At 66.8% G+C, this 14,992-nt stretch carries 15 protein-coding genes and 1 pseudogene; 9 read left to right on the top strand and 7 right to left on the bottom strand.

Features of this window, described 5'->3' with window-relative positions; genetic code table 11:
* Positions 1 to 91: 91 nt before the first annotated feature.
* The 3 genes from VW23_RS24975 to VW23_RS24965 are packed head-to-tail and all read right to left on the bottom strand — an operon-like array spanning position 92 to position 2,684.
* Entirely contained in the window at positions 92 to 1,006 is a 915-nt protein-coding gene (locus tag VW23_RS24975; protein ID WP_069912195.1) for a nucleoside hydrolase, read from the bottom strand.
* 57 nt (positions 1,007 to 1,063) lie between these two features.
* The gene (locus VW23_RS24970; RefSeq protein ID WP_176730486.1) at positions 1,064 to 1,882 is read right to left on the bottom strand and encodes an FkbM family methyltransferase; all 819 of its coding nucleotides are present in this window, start codon (positions 1,880 to 1,882) and stop codon (positions 1,064 to 1,066) included.
* A gap of 28 nt (positions 1,883 to 1,910) precedes the next feature.
* Entirely contained in the window at positions 1,911 to 2,684 is a 774-nt protein-coding gene (locus tag VW23_RS24965) for a glycosyltransferase family protein (RefSeq protein WP_176730485.1), read from the bottom strand.
* Between the two features lie 91 nt (positions 2,685 to 2,775).
* Here VW23_RS24965 and VW23_RS24960 point away from each other — a divergent pair, with 91 nt between their 5' ends.
* The 6 genes from VW23_RS24960 to VW23_RS24935 are packed head-to-tail and all read left to right on the top strand — an operon-like array spanning position 2,776 to position 7,986.
* Positions 2,776 to 4,272, top strand: a complete 1,497-nt coding sequence (locus VW23_RS24960; RefSeq protein ID WP_069912192.1) for an alpha-mannosyltransferase — start codon at positions 2,776 to 2,778, stop codon at positions 4,270 to 4,272.
* Positions 4,269 to 5,501 (top strand): glycosyltransferase, encoded by a 1,233-nt coding sequence (locus VW23_RS24955; RefSeq protein ID WP_069912191.1) that lies wholly within the window; start codon positions 4,269 to 4,271, stop codon positions 5,499 to 5,501. The genes VW23_RS24960 and VW23_RS24955 overlap by 4 nt, the downstream gene beginning before the upstream one ends.
* 27 nt (positions 5,502 to 5,528) lie before the next feature.
* Positions 5,529 to 5,825 carry a hypothetical protein gene (locus VW23_RS24950; RefSeq protein WP_069912190.1) on the top strand — a complete coding sequence of 99 codons (297 nt, stop codon included), beginning with the start codon at positions 5,529 to 5,531 and terminating at the stop codon, positions 5,823 to 5,825.
* On the top strand, positions 5,798 to 6,631 hold the full coding sequence (locus VW23_RS24945) for a hypothetical protein (protein WP_069912189.1): 834 nt from the start codon (positions 5,798 to 5,800) through the stop codon (positions 6,629 to 6,631). Before VW23_RS24950 ends, VW23_RS24945 begins: the two co-directional genes overlap by 28 nt.
* 6 nt (positions 6,632 to 6,637) lie before the next feature.
* Positions 6,638 to 6,865 (top strand): hypothetical protein, encoded by a 228-nt coding sequence (locus VW23_RS24940; RefSeq protein ID WP_069912188.1) that lies wholly within the window; start codon positions 6,638 to 6,640, stop codon positions 6,863 to 6,865.
* Entirely contained in the window at positions 6,862 to 7,986 is a 1,125-nt protein-coding gene (locus VW23_RS24935; protein ID WP_244513731.1) for a glycosyltransferase, read from the top strand. The genes VW23_RS24940 and VW23_RS24935 overlap by 4 nt, the downstream gene beginning before the upstream one ends.
* Here the strand turns inward: VW23_RS24935 and VW23_RS24930 are convergent.
* From VW23_RS24930 to VW23_RS24920, 3 genes and pseudogenes are all read right to left on the bottom strand, one after another.
* Positions 7,946 to 9,094: a nucleotidyltransferase family protein gene (locus tag VW23_RS24930; RefSeq protein ID WP_069912186.1), complete on the bottom strand. Its 1,149-nt coding sequence runs from the start codon at positions 9,092 to 9,094 to the stop codon at positions 7,946 to 7,948. The genes VW23_RS24935 and VW23_RS24930 overlap by 41 nt on opposite strands.
* Positions 9,091 to 10,044 carry a glycosyltransferase family 10 fucosyltransferase gene (locus VW23_RS24925; protein WP_244513730.1) on the bottom strand — a complete coding sequence of 318 codons (954 nt, stop codon included), beginning with the start codon at positions 10,042 to 10,044 and terminating at the stop codon, positions 9,091 to 9,093. The genes VW23_RS24930 and VW23_RS24925 overlap by 4 nt, the downstream gene beginning before the upstream one ends.
* A gap of 151 nt (positions 10,045 to 10,195) precedes the next feature.
* Positions 10,196 to 10,596 (bottom strand): annotated as a pseudogene (locus VW23_RS24920) (DoxX family protein).
* A 454-nt stretch (positions 10,597 to 11,050) separates the two neighbouring features.
* Here VW23_RS24920 and VW23_RS24915 point away from each other — a divergent pair.
* The 3 genes from VW23_RS24915 (at position 11,051) to VW23_RS24905 (ending at position 14,004) form a co-directional block, all read left to right on the top strand.
* Complete coding sequence (locus tag VW23_RS24915; protein ID WP_069912184.1) at positions 11,051 to 11,317, top strand: hypothetical protein; 267 nt, start codon at positions 11,051 to 11,053, stop codon at positions 11,315 to 11,317.
* Between the two features lie 173 nt (positions 11,318 to 11,490).
* A complete protein-coding gene (locus VW23_RS24910) occupies positions 11,491 to 12,141 on the top strand; it encodes a response regulator transcription factor (RefSeq protein ID WP_069912183.1) in 651 nt (216 codons plus the stop codon).
* A gap of 51 nt (positions 12,142 to 12,192) precedes the next feature.
* A complete protein-coding gene (locus VW23_RS24905) occupies positions 12,193 to 14,004 on the top strand; it encodes a PAS domain-containing sensor histidine kinase (protein ID WP_244513729.1) in 1,812 nt (603 codons plus the stop codon).
* Here the strand turns inward: VW23_RS24905 and VW23_RS24900 are convergent.
* The gene (locus VW23_RS24900) at positions 13,973 to 14,989 is read right to left on the bottom strand and encodes an ABC transporter permease (protein ID WP_069912182.1); all 1,017 of its coding nucleotides are present in this window, start codon (positions 14,987 to 14,989) and stop codon (positions 13,973 to 13,975) included. The genes VW23_RS24905 and VW23_RS24900 overlap by 32 nt on opposite strands.
* Positions 14,990 to 14,992: the final 3 nt, after the last annotated feature.

The following is a 14,992-nucleotide window of genomic DNA, read 5'->3' as shown; positions in this document are numbered from 1 at the left end:
GGACAGGGTGGGGGGTATCTTCCCGAACCGAGCTATCCTTGGGCCCCATATGCGATGGCCCGGCCCTTGAGGGGAGCAACCCGAGGCCTTCTTATGCCGTCGCGGCCTGCAGCTTCAGGAAAAAGTCCCTGAGGATCGGGTCGCGGCGGACATGGGTGACATAGCGCATCGGGTGGCGGGCCCGATCGGTGCTGTAAGTGATCTCGGTGGTGAGGATCGGGGTGGGCACCAGGACGCTCGGGGTCCAGTCTGCATCGAGCAGCCAGGCAACCGCCGCCATGTCCCAGATCTCCTTGGACCAACCGAGGTGATCGTCGGAATACTCCTTGAACCGCATGGCGAGGAACTTGCCGATATCGCCGCAGGGTTCGACGTAGCGCTCGATCTCGGCCACCGTGCTGTGGAGGTGCGAAGTGACGCCCATGCAGGGCACCAGTACCAGCGGCGCACCGCTGTCGAACAGCACCTGCGCGCCGCCGACATCCTGCTTCAGATTGAACTCGCGCTGGTGCGGCCAATCGAGGGCATGCCCGCCGAGCCAGACGACGACGGTGCGATCGATGATATCGGGAGCCTTGAGCAGGGCCGAGGCGACGTTGCTGATAGTGCCGATGGCGATGACGTAGAGCGGATCCTCGATCGAGCCGGCGCGGGCGCGGGCAATCAGATCGTCCACCGCTGCTGCCGGTCGGGCAACTTTGCTCGGTCCCACATAGTCGCTGACGCCTCGGAACACGAAGCCATCGGGCGAGATATCGAGCCGCTGCAGCAGCTCCAGGATCTCGACATAGCTCAGTTCCATGCCGTGGCCGGGACCGTCGGAGCGTGAATTGTGGAACGGCGCCGCATAGATCGCCTGGAGGTCGAGCCGCTCGGGCGACAGCACCGCCTGGACCAGCGCATACTGGTCGTCGATCTCGTTATAGGTGTCGGTATCGAGCACCGCCCGCAGCCGGCCGGCGCGCGGGGTCAACAGTTTCAGCCGATCGGCATCGGACAGCGACACGTCATTCTCCTCGTGGGTTAGTCTCGGATCAAGCACACGGCGAGCCTTTTGGCCACGTCACGATGCGCCTCGCGGCCGAAAGATCGGCGCCATCAGGCCATCGATCCGGCGGAAGGCGACAATATCGCAATCGGTGCCGGGGTGACGGCGATCGTCGTCTTCCACTTGCTCGACCAGTTGCCGCCAACTCGTCGGGACGACGCGGGGGCGCACGCGATCGACGACGGCGGCGGCAAAACCGAGCTCTTCGAGGAGCGCTGCAAGCTCGGCGGCACGTCGCCCACCGGCCCGCAAGGCGATCGGCGACACCTCGCAGAACAGCACCAGGTCGTGCGGGTAGCTCGCCAGCAAGGTCCGCGCGCCGTTCAGCACGTCGATCTCGCTGCCCTGCACGTCGAGCTTGATGAGCAGCGGACGCGCCCGACCCAGTTGATCATAGTCATCGAGCCGCCGCAGCGGCACCAGCGTCGATGCCGTCCTTTCGGCATTGGGCAGCAAACTGTTGTCGCCGCGATTGACCGCGTTCAGGTGGAGGTGGGCGTCACCGCTGCGGTCGGACAGGGCGCAGCCATTGATCGTGACATTTTCGAGTTGGTTGGCCGCGACGTTGGCCCTGAGTTTCGCGAGATGAGCGGGGTCGGGCTCGAAGCTGTGCACCTGCCCGCGGCCGGCAAGGGCATGCGCCGCAACCAGGGTGAACCAGCCGATATTGGCGCCGATGTCGACGAAGTCGGCCGCGGTACCGAGCATCCTGAGGAGCAGCGCCGTATTGCTGGTTTCCCAGTTGCCCCAATCCTCGATCGCTTTCGAAATGAAGACATCCTCCCGGCCATGCGTCTCCATCCGGAAGCGCGGCAGGCCGATCAGGTCGATCATGACGGGGGCCGCCCGGTCACCGAGCGGATCATTCATTGGCGTGGATGATCTCGAGGTCCGGCAAGCCCCAGCACTGAACTCCCATGTCGGCGGCCATGGCGCCCAACCCTTCGGTTTCGATCTCACCCTGGCCCCAGATCGGGTGGCGGCGCCGGATGCGCGGGTTCGCAACACCATAGCGGAAGGCCGGAAAGATCAGCCCATCGCGGTGCAAGTCGGCCCGGATCAGCAGCATGGTGCCACCCACCGCGTCGAGGCGCATGGCGCCGCCACCCCGCCGATCCGACAGGGTCACGGTGCCCTCGGCGGCCCAGTTGTTCGCATCGAAAGTCTTGCCGCCCCGCCGCTGCACGCAGTTGGGCACCACGATCTCGAAGCCGGTGGCCAGCAACTGGCGCAGCACATCGGGGGGATAATCGATCACGTCGACATCGATCCACAGCACCCAATCCTCGTCGTCGAGGGCGCGGAACAGCAGGTGGTTGCGGGCCCGCGCCAGCACGGCGCGACGCATCTGCTGAAATGCCGGAGCCCAGCGCGGCACGCCGGCCGGCATGTTGAAGCCGAAACTGCGCTGAAACAGTTCGGCTCGCCGGGCCCGCTGGCGCAGTCGCGGCAGCAGCGCCTCGGCGACGGCAAAGCTGTCGTCCTGGCTGTCGCCTTCCAGCAAGGCGACCGATAGCCGGTCAGCCGGCCAATCCAGCTGCTCGATGAGCTCGGTGTAGCGCGGCAGGTGCCGGGCGGCCCCTTTGACCGGCGTAAGGATGAGGACTCTGGGAAGCATCGATTCCAGTGCAGACATTATTGCCCCTTGCGGCGCGATAAAATCTAATGAAGGCACAAGGCGCAAGCGGGCATCGACAGCTTGTCCGTGCCAGTTGCAGGGGGACGCCATGACCGACCAGGCAGCAGCCGCGGAGCGGATTCGCCAGCTGGCCGCCGACATCCGGGCGGCGTCGCCGGCCCTACTCGAGGGCAACGGGCGCGGCCTGGTGATCGTCGCCGGCGGGGCCCGGATTTTTACCAACGCCTATGTGCTGGTCCACATGCTGCGCCACGCGCTGAAATCCGAGCTGCCGGTCGAGCTGTGGTATTTCGGCCAGGCAGAGATCTCTCCGGCCATGGCCGCGCTGCTCGAACCCCTCGGGGTGCGGCTGGTCGACGCCACCCCGGTCATTGCCGCGACGGGGGCCAATATCCGTGACGGCTGGCAGCTCAAATCGTTTGCCCTGCTGCATAGCAGTTTCGCTGAGGCGTTGCTGCTCGATGCCGACCAGGTGCCGGTCTCCGACCCGGCTGCCTGTTTCGACTGGCCGGAATATGGCGCGGCCGGCGCAGTGTTCTGGCCCGACATCATTGACCTCAGAAACGACAACGCCATCTGGCCGCTGCTCGGGCTTGAAGCGCGACGGGCCGTTTCCCTCGAGAGCGGGCAGCTGCTGGTCGATCGTCGACGGCACGCCGCAGCGCTCTGGGCGGCGGTTCGGCTCAACGAAGCAGCCGACGATCTCTATCGGCTCATCTATGGCGACAAGGACACTTACCTCTGCGCCTGGGAGATGCTTGGTGCATCCTATGCTCTGGTGCCACAGCGGCCCTATGTCGACGAGTTCATGCTGGTGCAGCGCGATTTCGACGGCAATGCCCTGTTCCAGCACCGCACCAATGCGAAGTGGCAGTATGGCGGTGAGCAGCGCAAGCTGTTCGGCTTCCAGCATGAGGCCGCCTGTCTCGCGGCAATGGCCGAGTTGGAGACGAAGTGGAGCGGGCACGCCTTTACTGCCCCCGACCGGAGCCTCGCGGCACGCGAGCTGGAACGGAACCTGATCGCGGCGGGCGAGCTGGTGCTCGAATGTGCCGACGAGCCGGCCTGCGCCATCCGGCTTGAAGCGCATGGCGAGGTCAGCACCGGCCGCGCCGTCGACCGCCGGCACTGGTGGGTCGAAGAGGACGAGGGGCGGCTCAGACTGATCCTCGCTGGCAGCGATCGGCCCGGCTACATGCTTGAACGTGGCGAAGATCGGATCTGGCGCGGAAAACGCCAGCGCGTGCCGATCGTCGATGTCAGCGTCTATGGCGCTGGCGGAGGGGCGCCGGCCGCCCCGCCTGCCGTGCCGGGCCTCATCGATGAGTTGTTGCGCGCCGGCGGAGCGTTCGGTGGCCCGGCTGGCGTGCCGCAACGGCTGGTCGATGCCATCAGCCTCGTTGCCAACGTACTGCCCGGGGTGAGGGAGCGGATCATGGCGCTTGCCGCATTGCAGGCCGATCCGGTCGTCGCGGAGCGGCTGCAGGAGCTGGCGCGGCGGATCACGCCGCCGCCGCCACTCAACGCCGTCAACCGCACGCTGAACCTCGATATCGGCTATGTCAGGGCCGAGATAAAGGAATGAGCCAGCGGCCGCGGGCGCTGCACATCGCGCCCATCATGCCGGCCCGATCGGGCAACGGCCTCGCCATGCGGCAGGGCATGTTTCTCGAAGCGCTGAGCCGGAACTTCGAGACGCGTCTCGTCGTCCTGCCGGTGGTCGGGTGGCGCGACGCGCCGGCGGCCCTGCCCGATGAGCTGGGGGTCGCCACTACGGTCATTCCGGTGGCGGGGCGGCAGGATACCCACTTTGCCCTCCTTGCCCGCCTCGCCGATCCGGCGGCGCGGCTCGCGGCCTTCCGTGCCTATGGTCGCAGTTCGCTCGCCAGCTATCTATCCTTGCCGGTCCTTGCGCAGTTGCGCGAGGAGGCAGGGGGCGAGCACTACGACCTGGTGCATGTCGGACGCTCGTACCTCGGTGACACGCTTGCGGTTGTCCAGACAGCCCGGGCGACGATGGATCTCGATGAGGATGAGTGGACGTCGTACCGAGAGATCGCGGCAAGCCTGGAGCTGAGCGACCCGGAGGGTTCCGCCTGGGCAGCCGCTGAGGCCGACGCCATGGCCGCGCTTATCGGCCGGTGGGCCTCGCACTTCGCCGCCCAGTTCATCTCGAGCCCGCTCGATGCGGCTTTGATCGCGGAGCGCCAGCCGGCGACGAGGCCCGAGGTCATCGAAAACGCGGTAGGGGTGCCGCCCGAAATCCGCCGCCGGGATGACGGCGCAACACTGCTGTTTATCGGCTCGTTCGGCTACGCGCCGAACATCGATGCGGCCACCTGGCTGGTCGTGGAAATCTGGCCCCTGATCCGGAGCCGGGCGCGCCACCCGCTTCGCCTGTTGATCGGCGGCCGCGATGCCGACCGGATTGCCCATCTCGGGCAGCACGAGGGGGTCGAGATCGAGCCAGATATCTACGACATCGCCGATGCCTACGGCCAGGCCACGGTGTTCGTTGCGCCGCTCAGGGCTGGGGCTGGCACCCGGTTGAAGCTGCTCGAAGCTGCTGCGCATCGGGTGCCGGTGATCAGCACCAGCCTCGGCGCCCGAGGGCTGGCGTTCGAAAACGGCAGGGACCTGCTGCTGGCCGACAGCGCCGCCGGGCTCGCCGATGCAGCGCTCGATGCCGTGGCGAATGCCGAAGCGAGTGCGGCCCGCGCGGAGGCCGCGTTGTCTATCGTCCGCTCACAATATGAGCGCGGTGACGTCATCGAACGGCTCGCTTGCCGCCTCTTCGATATTGCAGCTACATGACCCACCGGCGACAGGGAGACCGAAGCGATGACTGAGATCGCGCCCGAAATGAAGTTCAGTGCCGTCGAGGGCATCGAGGTCAATCGCGTGCCTGATGGCGCCATGGTGTACCAGAACGAGCGCGAGCGCGTGCATTTCCTCAACCCGACAGCGCTGATCGTGTTCGAGCTGTGCAGCCTCGACAAAACCGCCGGCGAGATCGAAGCGTTCATCGCCGATGCCTTCGGGCTCGAGGTGGCGCCGAGTGAAGCGGTCAAGGAGTGCCTCGCCTCGCTGCTCGACGAAGGACTGGTGGTTTGCGCCCCATCGTCTGCCGCACCCTGAGGCGCGAGTACCGCCTGCATCCGCCCTCGGACGAGGTCGCGCTGCTGCTGCGCTTCGTCGAAGCGACCCCCGACCTGCCGGCCCCACCGCTGGAGATCGCCGACATCCCGGTGCGCTGCCGCGACGGCTTTGTCGTCGCCACCCTGCCCTCGGGCGAAGTGGTCGAGGGCACCCCGAACCACCTGCTCGGCGCGATGCACCGGATCATCCTCGCCGATCTGGTCGAGGGAGAACCCGGCGCCCCCTTCCTGCATGGCGCTACGGTAATGATCGCCGGTCGCCGCATCCTCCTGGTTGGGCACAAGGGTTCAGGCAAAAGCACACTGTCGCTGCATCTGGTGTTTGCCGGCTATGACGTCGAAGGCGACGAACACCTGATCATCCGGGACAGCGAGGTCGTGGCACGTCCTCGAACCTTGCGCGTTAAGGAGGGCAGCCTGCGGCTGGTCCCCGACCTTCCCGATGAGGTGTGGAAGGCGCCCAGCATTCACAACTGGGACGGTTCGATGATCCGCTCCATCAGCCCATCGGCAGGGGGGCGGCCCTGGGTGATCCGGCCTGGCAAGCTCGACGCGATGATCTTCCTCGTCGCGAATCACGGCGGACGATCGGCGGCTCGGCCGATCCCGGGCAAGAATGCGTTCGGACGGCTGATGGGCGAGGTGATGCTGCCGCGGACCGGTGTAGCCACGGCGGCCGGGCGACTGCGCCGCGTGGCGATGGAAGTGCCGGCCTACCAACTGTTACTCGGAGACCTCACCACAGCAGAATGGCACCTCGGCTCGATCGCAGCGGAGTTGACGTGAAGCAAGTTGCAGAGCAACATTTCGCTGCTGATTGATGAGCAAGGGGTTGCGATGTCTGAGAAGAATGAGAGCGAGCGGCTCGAACAGGCGCTCGAGACTGTCGACCAGGGCCGCCGCGACGCGCTGCGCAAGCTGGTGACGACTTCGGCGTTTGCCGTTCCAGTGGTCGTGTCATTTGCCGTCGACGGCTTGATGGTGAGTCCAGCCCTGGCTGCGAACGGCACGAATTCGTGAGTCAACCACCACGCGGTGGTCCAACGATCAGCGCGTGTCTAATAGTCAAAAACGAGCAGCCGTTCCTCGACGGCTGCTTGAATTCTTTGCGGGGCCTGGTGGACGAGATCGTTGTCGTCGACACCGGCTCCACCGATGCCTCCATCGACATCGCCCGAGCGCATACGGCGCGCGTACTGGGCTATGTGTGGCACGATGATTTCGCGGCCGCCCGCAATTTCGGCCTCGACGCGGCCAGTTCGGAGTGGATTCTCTACATTGACGCGGACGAACGCCTGATCAAGACCACGCGTGATGACCTGCGCGCCGGGCTCGGCGCCCCCGACGTCTACGCCGCGCGGCTGCTGTTCCGGGTGACCAGTAACAGCACGCTCTACCGCGAGTTTCGGCTGTTCCGGAACGACACCCGGCTCCGGTTCAAAGGCGCCATGCACGAGACCATCGTTCCCGACCTGTCGCTGCTGCAGCGCGACGCTGGCGCGCGGGTGATCGATACAACCGCGAAGGTCGTTCATCTGGGTTATGACGGCGACATGACGACCAAGTATCGCCGCAACCTGCCGCTGTTGCGCGCTTCGGTCGAGCGTGAACCGGATCGCAGCTATTACTGGCATGATCTTGCCAATACGCTTGCCGGACTGGGCGAACTCGACGAGGCGATTGCGATCTCGGGGCAAGGGTTGGCCCGCCCTGAGCCTGCCGACCGGCCGGGCCGCATCATGCGCAGCATGCTGATCCACACACACGCGCGCCTTCGCATGCAGCGCGGCGAAGACATGCGCGAACTGATCGCGGTGGGACTGGCGTTTCACCCCGAGAACTGGTCGCTGCTGTTCCTCCGAGCCCGCGCCAGCGTGAACGCTGGAGCATTTGATGCAGCAATCGACGACCTGCTGCCGCTGCTGGCGCAGGATGCCGACACCGTCGTCGACGACATCCTGGCCTATGATCGACGGATTTTCGGCGCCCATGCCCACGACTTGATGGGGGTGGCGCTGCTGCGCATGGGGGACCGCCCGCGTGCGGCGGAGGCATTCGGGCGCGCCGCCCGGGCTGCCCCGGACGTGCTGGAGTATCGCGTCAAGGCGGCGGCGCTGGGCGGCGCGGCAGCGTCGGCATGAGCATCGGCCGCTTGACGAAGGTCAGCGGCATGGTCAGCCGCCAGTAGAGCCGGCGCAGGGCGCTGCCGCCGCCGATCGCCCGACGCAGCCGCTCAGGAGCCGTCGCCGCCCGCAATTCCGGACCGATCCCGGCCGATGGCGTGCCCGGTTCGGCCTGCGCCATCCCGGCCCACCACGCAGCTGCATCCTTCGGCGCCCGCAGCGGCGCCAATACCGGCATGCCCAGCAGGTCGGCCGCCGCCGCGGTCCAGAGCTCGAGGATCGCCAGCAGTCGCGGGTGGCGTGCGGCGCGCTCGAGCAGTCGGCGCCGCTCGGCTTCGTCCATGTCGGTGACCGCGGCGGCGAGCTCGTAGAGGGCCTTGATCTCGATGGTGGCGTGTTTCACGGCACGGTGGCCGACATGGTGATGGATGATGCCGTGGAGGACATGCAGATGGTCCGGCAGGATCATGGCGCCGACCCTGGCCGGCGCGGCATCAACGGCCGAGGCCAGCAGCTCGGCTGAGGGGAGAAACTGCTCGACGCGCGAGGGGCCGCCGCGACGGTGAATTTCGATCCAGCCGGGCATGTCGGCGCGGTACAGTTCGTGCAGATGATGGTGGATCAGCCGGGGACGGGGCTCACCGGCCGGGCGATAGCCGAGCGCCAGGACGATTTCCTGGGCGCGCTGCGCCTGACGCGGGGCAACCAGCAGGTCGAGATCGCGCAGGTGCCGCCAATCCGGCGCACCAGTAACGATCGAGCGGCCGCCTTTCAGGGCCAGCGGCACGATGGCCTCCTGCCGCAGGGCCGAGACGATCTCATCGAGGCGCCGCCGCATGATGCCGCGACGCGCTAGATGATCGGCGTCGCGTTGCTGCAATGCTTTGGTGATGGTCATGCGGCCATCCGGCAGGGTGAGCGGCGGCACCGCCGGGGCGAGCTGGCGACGCGCCGCGGCTCGGACCAGCACCGAGCCAAGGCGCAGCTCGTCGGCATGAGCGAGCAGTTGCTCCCAGCCCGCGGCTGCGATGCGGTCAGCCAGAACACCATCGTTGCCCGCAGCATCGAAGCGCAGGCAAGCGACGAGCAGCGCGTGCAGCTCGGCGGTCGGACCGGGCGCGGTCATTGCAACTGCACCGGGGGCGGGCGCCGGCCGCCGAGCTGGCGCAGCAGCCGCATGGCGCGGGCCGTGGCGGCAGCCTTAATGCCGAACGGCAGCGCCGGCCGGCCGCTTCGCCTGATGGCGCGGGCCGCATCGACCCGTTCGAGCAGGCGAAGCCAGAACGAGGTGGCCGAAGCCGTCAGCTTTTCCTCAAGCCAATCGGGCAGCGGCTGCTGCCGCCAGGCGAAGTATGCCGCGTACTCGCCGGGGCTCTCCAGCAGGTGGCGCAGATAGTCGGCGAGGCCCCTTGGCCCACCATAGGCCTCGGCATCGATAAAGGAGTGCTCGGGCGCGAACTCCCGGGCGTTGGGGGCGCCGCGATAGACCGGCACGGTCCCGGCCAGCAGCGGGTCGAACAGCTTTTCGGTGACATAGTCATCGAGCAGCGAGTTTTCCAGCGACAGGCAAAAGTGATAGCGCGAGATGGTGCCGAGCTTGCTCTGCCGCCCAAAATCCTCTGAGAGCGTGCGGTTGCGATACACGCGGCCGTAGGAATCGACCGGAATTTGCCGCATCAAGGCGCCGGAAAAGGCGTTGCGGCCGCAGCCATCGATCAGCGCCGACTGGAACATCACCAGCGGCGCCGTCTCGGTCTTGGGCGGCGGCGGCATGGCGAGGGCAGCCTGCCATTGCGCCCTGCCCGGCAGGTAGGACGACCAGATATCGGCGGTCCGCTCGTAGGTGACGCTGAGGTCGAAATGGCGAAGAAAGTCTGGATCAGCCATCCGCGGATAGTTCACCGCGCTCTCCATCGACCAGAGCACCCAGAGCTGGCCGGGGTATTTTGGCGTGTCGTCGAGTTGCGTCGGGCGCCAGTCCGGAATGTGGAAGACCACCGCATCGGCTTCCCGCAAGCGCGCCTGGTCGGTGGTGAAATGGTGCCGCAGCTCGTCCGGAACGCCGGCCAGGGGCACCGGTCCCCGAAAATATGGCGTTCGAAACAAGATCAGCGGGCCGGCCACTACGCTGCTCCCTCCTGAGGCACTCATCTGAGGTAGCGGGCAAAATGACGGGCTGCAACCGGGCTTGCTGGTGGCCCGATCGACTTTGGTGAGTGGAACCAGACTAGGCCCAGGCAAGCGCGCGCCAGCGGTCGATGCTCCATGCACCTGGTCCGGCGAACACCAGATAGAGAAAGACGAAGCAGAACAGGATGGCGGCCGTGCCCATGTTGTTGGCCGGGAAGAAATCCAGCGGCGCGTGGGCCAGGAAATAGGCGGACGCCATCAGGCCCGAGAGAATGAAGGCGGCAGGACGGGTCAGAAAACCCACCAGCACCAGCGCGCCACCGGACAGTTCCAGCACGCCCGCCGCATATCTGAGGCTATCGAGCGGCGCGTCGCTCAGGGGCGGCGGGAAGCCAACAGCTTCTGCATACCGGTCTGCACGAACAGCAAGCCGGCGATGATCCGCAGCGCGGCCAAGGCATATGGCGCGAACGCGTTGAGTTTGTTGGTCATGTTAATGCTCCCAATCTCGTGGCGGGCTTTGAAGCCTTCCGAGCTATGTGCATTCAGCCAGGCGCCGCTGATCAGCAGGATGGTGCTGGACATGACTCGCTCCTTTGCTCGAGCCCACAACGGGCCGCACACATTGCCCCGCCATGCTGCGACCGCCGCGACCCGGTCGCCATCGTGCGCGGGAAGTGGCGAGCTACGCCTGAAGACGAGGAGCATCCGCCTGGTGGATAGGGAGATGACGTCCGGCGGAGCCTCCAAGGCGCTCAAGATTCGAAGTTGGCAAGCTTCGGGTGAGGTGATCCCTGCCCCGAGGGTCACCCCTGCCTCGCCCCGGCCTCCGGAGCAGGGGCAACGTCCGGCGTACCCTTTCAATACCTTGGCCCGGGTGTCGATCCAGCCAACCGCTCTCCAACTTCAACGCTGCTGACCAACCAGCACGTTCAACCTTGGAGACCTCACAATGAAACTCACTACCACTCTGGCGCTGCTGCTGGCGGCATCGCTGATCCCGGGATCGGCGATGGCGCGGCCACTGCAATGCGATTGGGACTACGGCGTCAGTGAAGCCGATACGACGCGGGACTTTGCCGAACGCCTGCATCTCGAAGGCAGGATCGGCGCGTCGGTCAATGTGTGGAACGGCTGCTACAAGGTCGAGTACCTCGGCACCGATGGCAAATACCGGACCGAGTATTACGACCCCGATTCCAAGCGCCGCCTGAACTGACCGAGCGCTGGCCGCCGCCGATCGGCGGCGGCCACTTCCACCCGCCGCTGCCGGGCCCTATCCTACGGTATAGGTCTGACAATCGAGCCGATGCGCGTATAGATGGAGTCTCAATGCCGGCTCTGCCCGCGACAGCGGCAGATCGGGCGCATCGAGCATGAGGGGCGTAGATCATGGCTGTGGCACTGGCGGAGCGACGCGAGGATCCGGTTGCCGTACTGGTCGATGACGATCGGGCGGTACGCGAAGCTTTAGGTGACCTCCTGAACTCAGTGGGCGTCGATACCGTGTCGTTCGCCTCGTCCAGCGAGTTCCTCACCGCCGAGCTACCCGACCGGCCCGGTTGCCTGGTGCTCGACGTCCGGATGCCGGGGCTCAGCGGGCTCGACCTGCAGCGGCACCTCGCCGAACAAGGGATCACCACGCCGATCGTCTTTCTCACCGGGCATGGCGATATCGCGATGAGCGTCCAGGCGATGAAATCCGGGGCAGTCGACTTCCTGACCAAGCCGGTGCGCGACCAGTCGTTCCTCGATGCCGTCAGCCGCGCCATCGCCGCCGACGTGACGCAGCGCGATGCGGCGCGGGAAACCCAGAAGAACGTCGACCTCTACGATAGCCTCACCCCGCGCGAGCGGCAGGTGCTGCGCTATGTGGTCAAGGGGCTGCTCAACAAGCAGATCGCCTATGAGCTCGAGATCAGCGAAGTCACGGTGAAACTCCACCGCTCATCGATGATGCGCAAGATGCACGCCGGCTCCGCCGCAGGGCTGTTCGGCGCCTGGCAGTCGCTGCCGGCCGAGATCCGCATGGATGACGCTTGATCTGCCGGCTGTCGGCGTGAGGGCGCGGGTCGCGGCTTCGGGGACCCCGTCATGATGGAAATCACATCGTCGCTGGTTCGCCGCAACCTCGCCATTGCCATTGCGCTTCTGGGCATGGTGCTGGCGCTGCTGACCGCCGAACCCTCGGGCCTTATGGTCAGCGTCGCCGCAATCGCCATCTGTTTCGGCTGGAAGCCGGGCCTCGCCGCAACCCTTGCCGCCGGGCCGCTGGGCTATGGCGTGCTGGCGGTGCGCGACCGGCTGGCCGATGCACCGATGGAGCTGACCGTGCTCGTCGTCGCCGCGTTCGGCATCTGGCTGCTGGTCTGGATTTTCCGCACCGCGAGCTTCCACGAGCGCGTGCACCAGAGCGCCCGCCAGATCATCGAGGACCTGCCGGGGCTCGGCTGGTCGGCCGATCCGAACGGCCACATCCGCTTCTTCAACCCGGCCGGGCTCGAACGCGTCGGCATGACGGCCGAAGAAATGCAGAAGCAGATGGAGGAGGATGACTATGCCTGGCGCCACACCATCCACCCCGAAGACGCCGAACGCAGCGCCGAACGCTTCCGCCACAGCATCCGGACCGGCGAGCCGATGCATGACGAGGCGCGGGTCCGCCACCATGACGGCACCTATCGCTGGTTCCGCGACATCGCGGTGCCGGCCCGCGACGAGACCGGCCGCATTACCGGCTGGTTCGGCACCACCGTCGATATCGACGACCAGAAAAGAGCCGAGGAGGCCCTGCACCACCGCGAACGCGAGCTCAGGCTGATGGTCGATACGGTGCCGACCATGATCTTTCTGATGACGCCGCAGGGCCTGCCCTATTACTTCAACAAGCGCTTCGTCGACTGGGCCGGGATCGACCCGGGCGACGAGACCCAGGGCAATGCCGCCGACCTCAACACCCATGCGGAACTGATCCACCCCGACGACCGGAACGACGTGGCCGCGGCGTTCGCGCGCTCGTTCGGCTCGGGCGAACCGCTGTTCTACAAGGGCCGGCTGAAGCGCCGCGATGGCCAATATCGCTGGCTCGACTCGCGCGTCGAGCCGCTGCGCGACGACAGCGGCGCCATCATCCGCTGGTATGGCGTCAATATCGACATCGACGACGAAGTCCGCGCCCAGGAGGCACTGCGCCTCGCCGACGAACGACTGGCCCGCGCCTCGCGCGCCGCGAGCCTTTCCGAGCTTTCGGTATCGATCGCGCACGAGCTCAACTCGCCGCTGCAGGCGGTGGTCGCCAATGCCAATGCCTTCCAGCGCTGGCTCGGCGCCACGCCGCCCAACTATGAGCGCGCCGGGCGCACCGCCGAGCGGATCATCCGCGATGCCAATGCCGCGGCCGAGGTGATCACCCGCATCCGCGCGCTGTTCGCCCAGACCGGGCAGGACCGCAACCCGGTCGATCTCAACCTCGTCATCACCGAGGTCTGCGAGCTGGTCAGCGACAAGCTGACCTCGGGCAATGTGCGGCTCGAGCTGGAGCTCGATGCGGCGCTGCCGGCGGTGCCGGCCGACCGGGTGCAGCTCGAGCAGGTGATCCTCAACCTGGTGCGCAACGGCATCGAAGCCATGACGGACGTGCCCGCGTCGGCGCGGCGGCTGCGCATCCTCTCGCGCCGGACCGGCGGCATGGCCGAGATCGAAGTGGAGGACCAGGGGCCGGGGATTGCCGATGCCGAGCGCATCTTCGATGCGTTCTACACCACCAAGCGCGACGGCATGGGGATGGGCCTTTCGATCTGCCGCTCGATCGTCGAGGCGCATGAGGGGCGGATCGGCGCGCGCTCGGCCCCCGGCGAGGGCACCTCGGTGGCGTTCAGTCTGCCGCTCCAGCTCGCGAACGGCTGAGCCCGATCCTGGGGTCGGCGAGCGACTGCGCCATTTCGATGCCGATATTGGCGACGATGTAGATACTGCCGAACGCCAGCGACACGCCCAGGATCGCGGGCAGGTCGGCGCTGGCAAAGCTCTGCACCATGTAGAGCCCGAGCCCGGGCCAGGCGAAGATGCGCTCGACCACCATCAGGTTGCCGAACATCAGCCCGATCTGCAGGCCGAGCATGGCGAGCGGCGCACTCGCCGCATTGCGCAGGCCATGCCGCCACAGCGCCTCGCCCTCGCTCAGCCCCTTGCCGCGCATAGTGCGGATATAGGGCCGGCGCATCACCTCATGCAGCGACGCGCCGAGGCTCCGCCCCACCGCCACCGCGATCGGCAGCGCCACCGCCAGGGCCGGCAGCAGCAGGTGCTGCAGCGCATCGAGGGCAATGTCGGGACGGACGGCCAACAGGCCATCGATCAGGTTAAGCCCGGTCGGGCCGGAAAAGCCCCTGTGGCTGAGCCGCCCGGCCCCGGGCAGCCAGCCGAGCCGAAACCAGACGAAATAGACCAGCAGCAGCGCCGTGAGGAAAATCGGCGTCGAGCCGGCCGTGATCAGCGTCAGCCGCACCACGGCCGAGCCGGGAAAGCGCCGATGGACCAGCGCGAACAGGCCGGCCAGCGCGGTGCCGATCAACAGGGCGGCGAGGCCGAGTTCGAGGCTTGCCGGCAGGTATTTCTGGATATCGGCCAATACCGGCTGCCGGGTCCGGATCGAGGTGCCGAGGTCGCCCTGCACCACCCGGCCGAGAAACCGTCCGTACTGCACCGGCACCGGATCGCTCAACCCCAGCTTGTCGCGCACTGCCTCGAGCACCTCGACTGGCGCGGCGACGCCCGCAATGGCGCGGGCCGGATCGGCGGGGATGATGCCTTGCAGCGCAAAGATCAGGAACGCCATGGCGAGCAGCACCGCGACGAGACCGATGAGCCGGCGCAGCAGGTAGGCCAGCATGGC

It is taken from the genome of Devosia insulae DS-56 (genome assembly GCF_000970465.2).
In the GTDB taxonomy this organism is placed as follows: domain Bacteria; phylum Pseudomonadota; class Alphaproteobacteria; order Rhizobiales; family Devosiaceae; genus Devosia_A; species Devosia_A insulae.
The sequence above is the reverse complement of the archived record's forward strand: the minus strand, read 5'-3'. Positions and strand labels throughout refer to the sequence as shown.

Excerpts from the sequence above, each read along its gene's own strand:
- VW23_RS24970 (WP_176730486.1), bottom strand. The coding sequence starts at position 1,882 with ATGATCGACCTGATCGGCCTGCCGCGCTTCCGGATGGAGACGCATGGC.
- VW23_RS24965 (WP_176730485.1), bottom strand. The coding sequence starts at position 2,684 with ATGTCTGCACTGGAATCGATGCTTCCCAGAGTCCTCATCCTTACGCCG.
- VW23_RS24960 (WP_069912192.1), top strand. The coding sequence starts at position 2,776 with ATGACCGACCAGGCAGCAGCCGCGGAGCGGATTCGCCAGCTGGCCGCC.
- VW23_RS24955 (WP_069912191.1), top strand. The coding sequence starts at position 4,269 with ATGAGCCAGCGGCCGCGGGCGCTGCACATCGCGCCCATCATGCCGGCC.
- VW23_RS24950 (WP_069912190.1), top strand. The coding sequence starts at position 5,529 with ATGACTGAGATCGCGCCCGAAATGAAGTTCAGTGCCGTCGAGGGCATC.
- VW23_RS24930 (WP_069912186.1), bottom strand. The coding sequence starts at position 9,094 with ATGACCGCGCCCGGTCCGACCGCCGAGCTGCACGCGCTGCTCGTCGCT.
- VW23_RS24915 (WP_069912184.1), top strand. The coding sequence starts at position 11,051 with ATGAAACTCACTACCACTCTGGCGCTGCTGCTGGCGGCATCGCTGATC.
- VW23_RS24910 (WP_069912183.1), top strand. The coding sequence starts at position 11,491 with ATGGCTGTGGCACTGGCGGAGCGACGCGAGGATCCGGTTGCCGTACTG.
- VW23_RS24905 (WP_244513729.1), top strand. The coding sequence starts at position 12,193 with ATGATGGAAATCACATCGTCGCTGGTTCGCCGCAACCTCGCCATTGCC.
- VW23_RS24900 (WP_069912182.1), bottom strand. The coding sequence starts at position 14,989 with ATGCTGGCCTACCTGCTGCGCCGGCTCATCGGTCTCGTCGCGGTGCTG.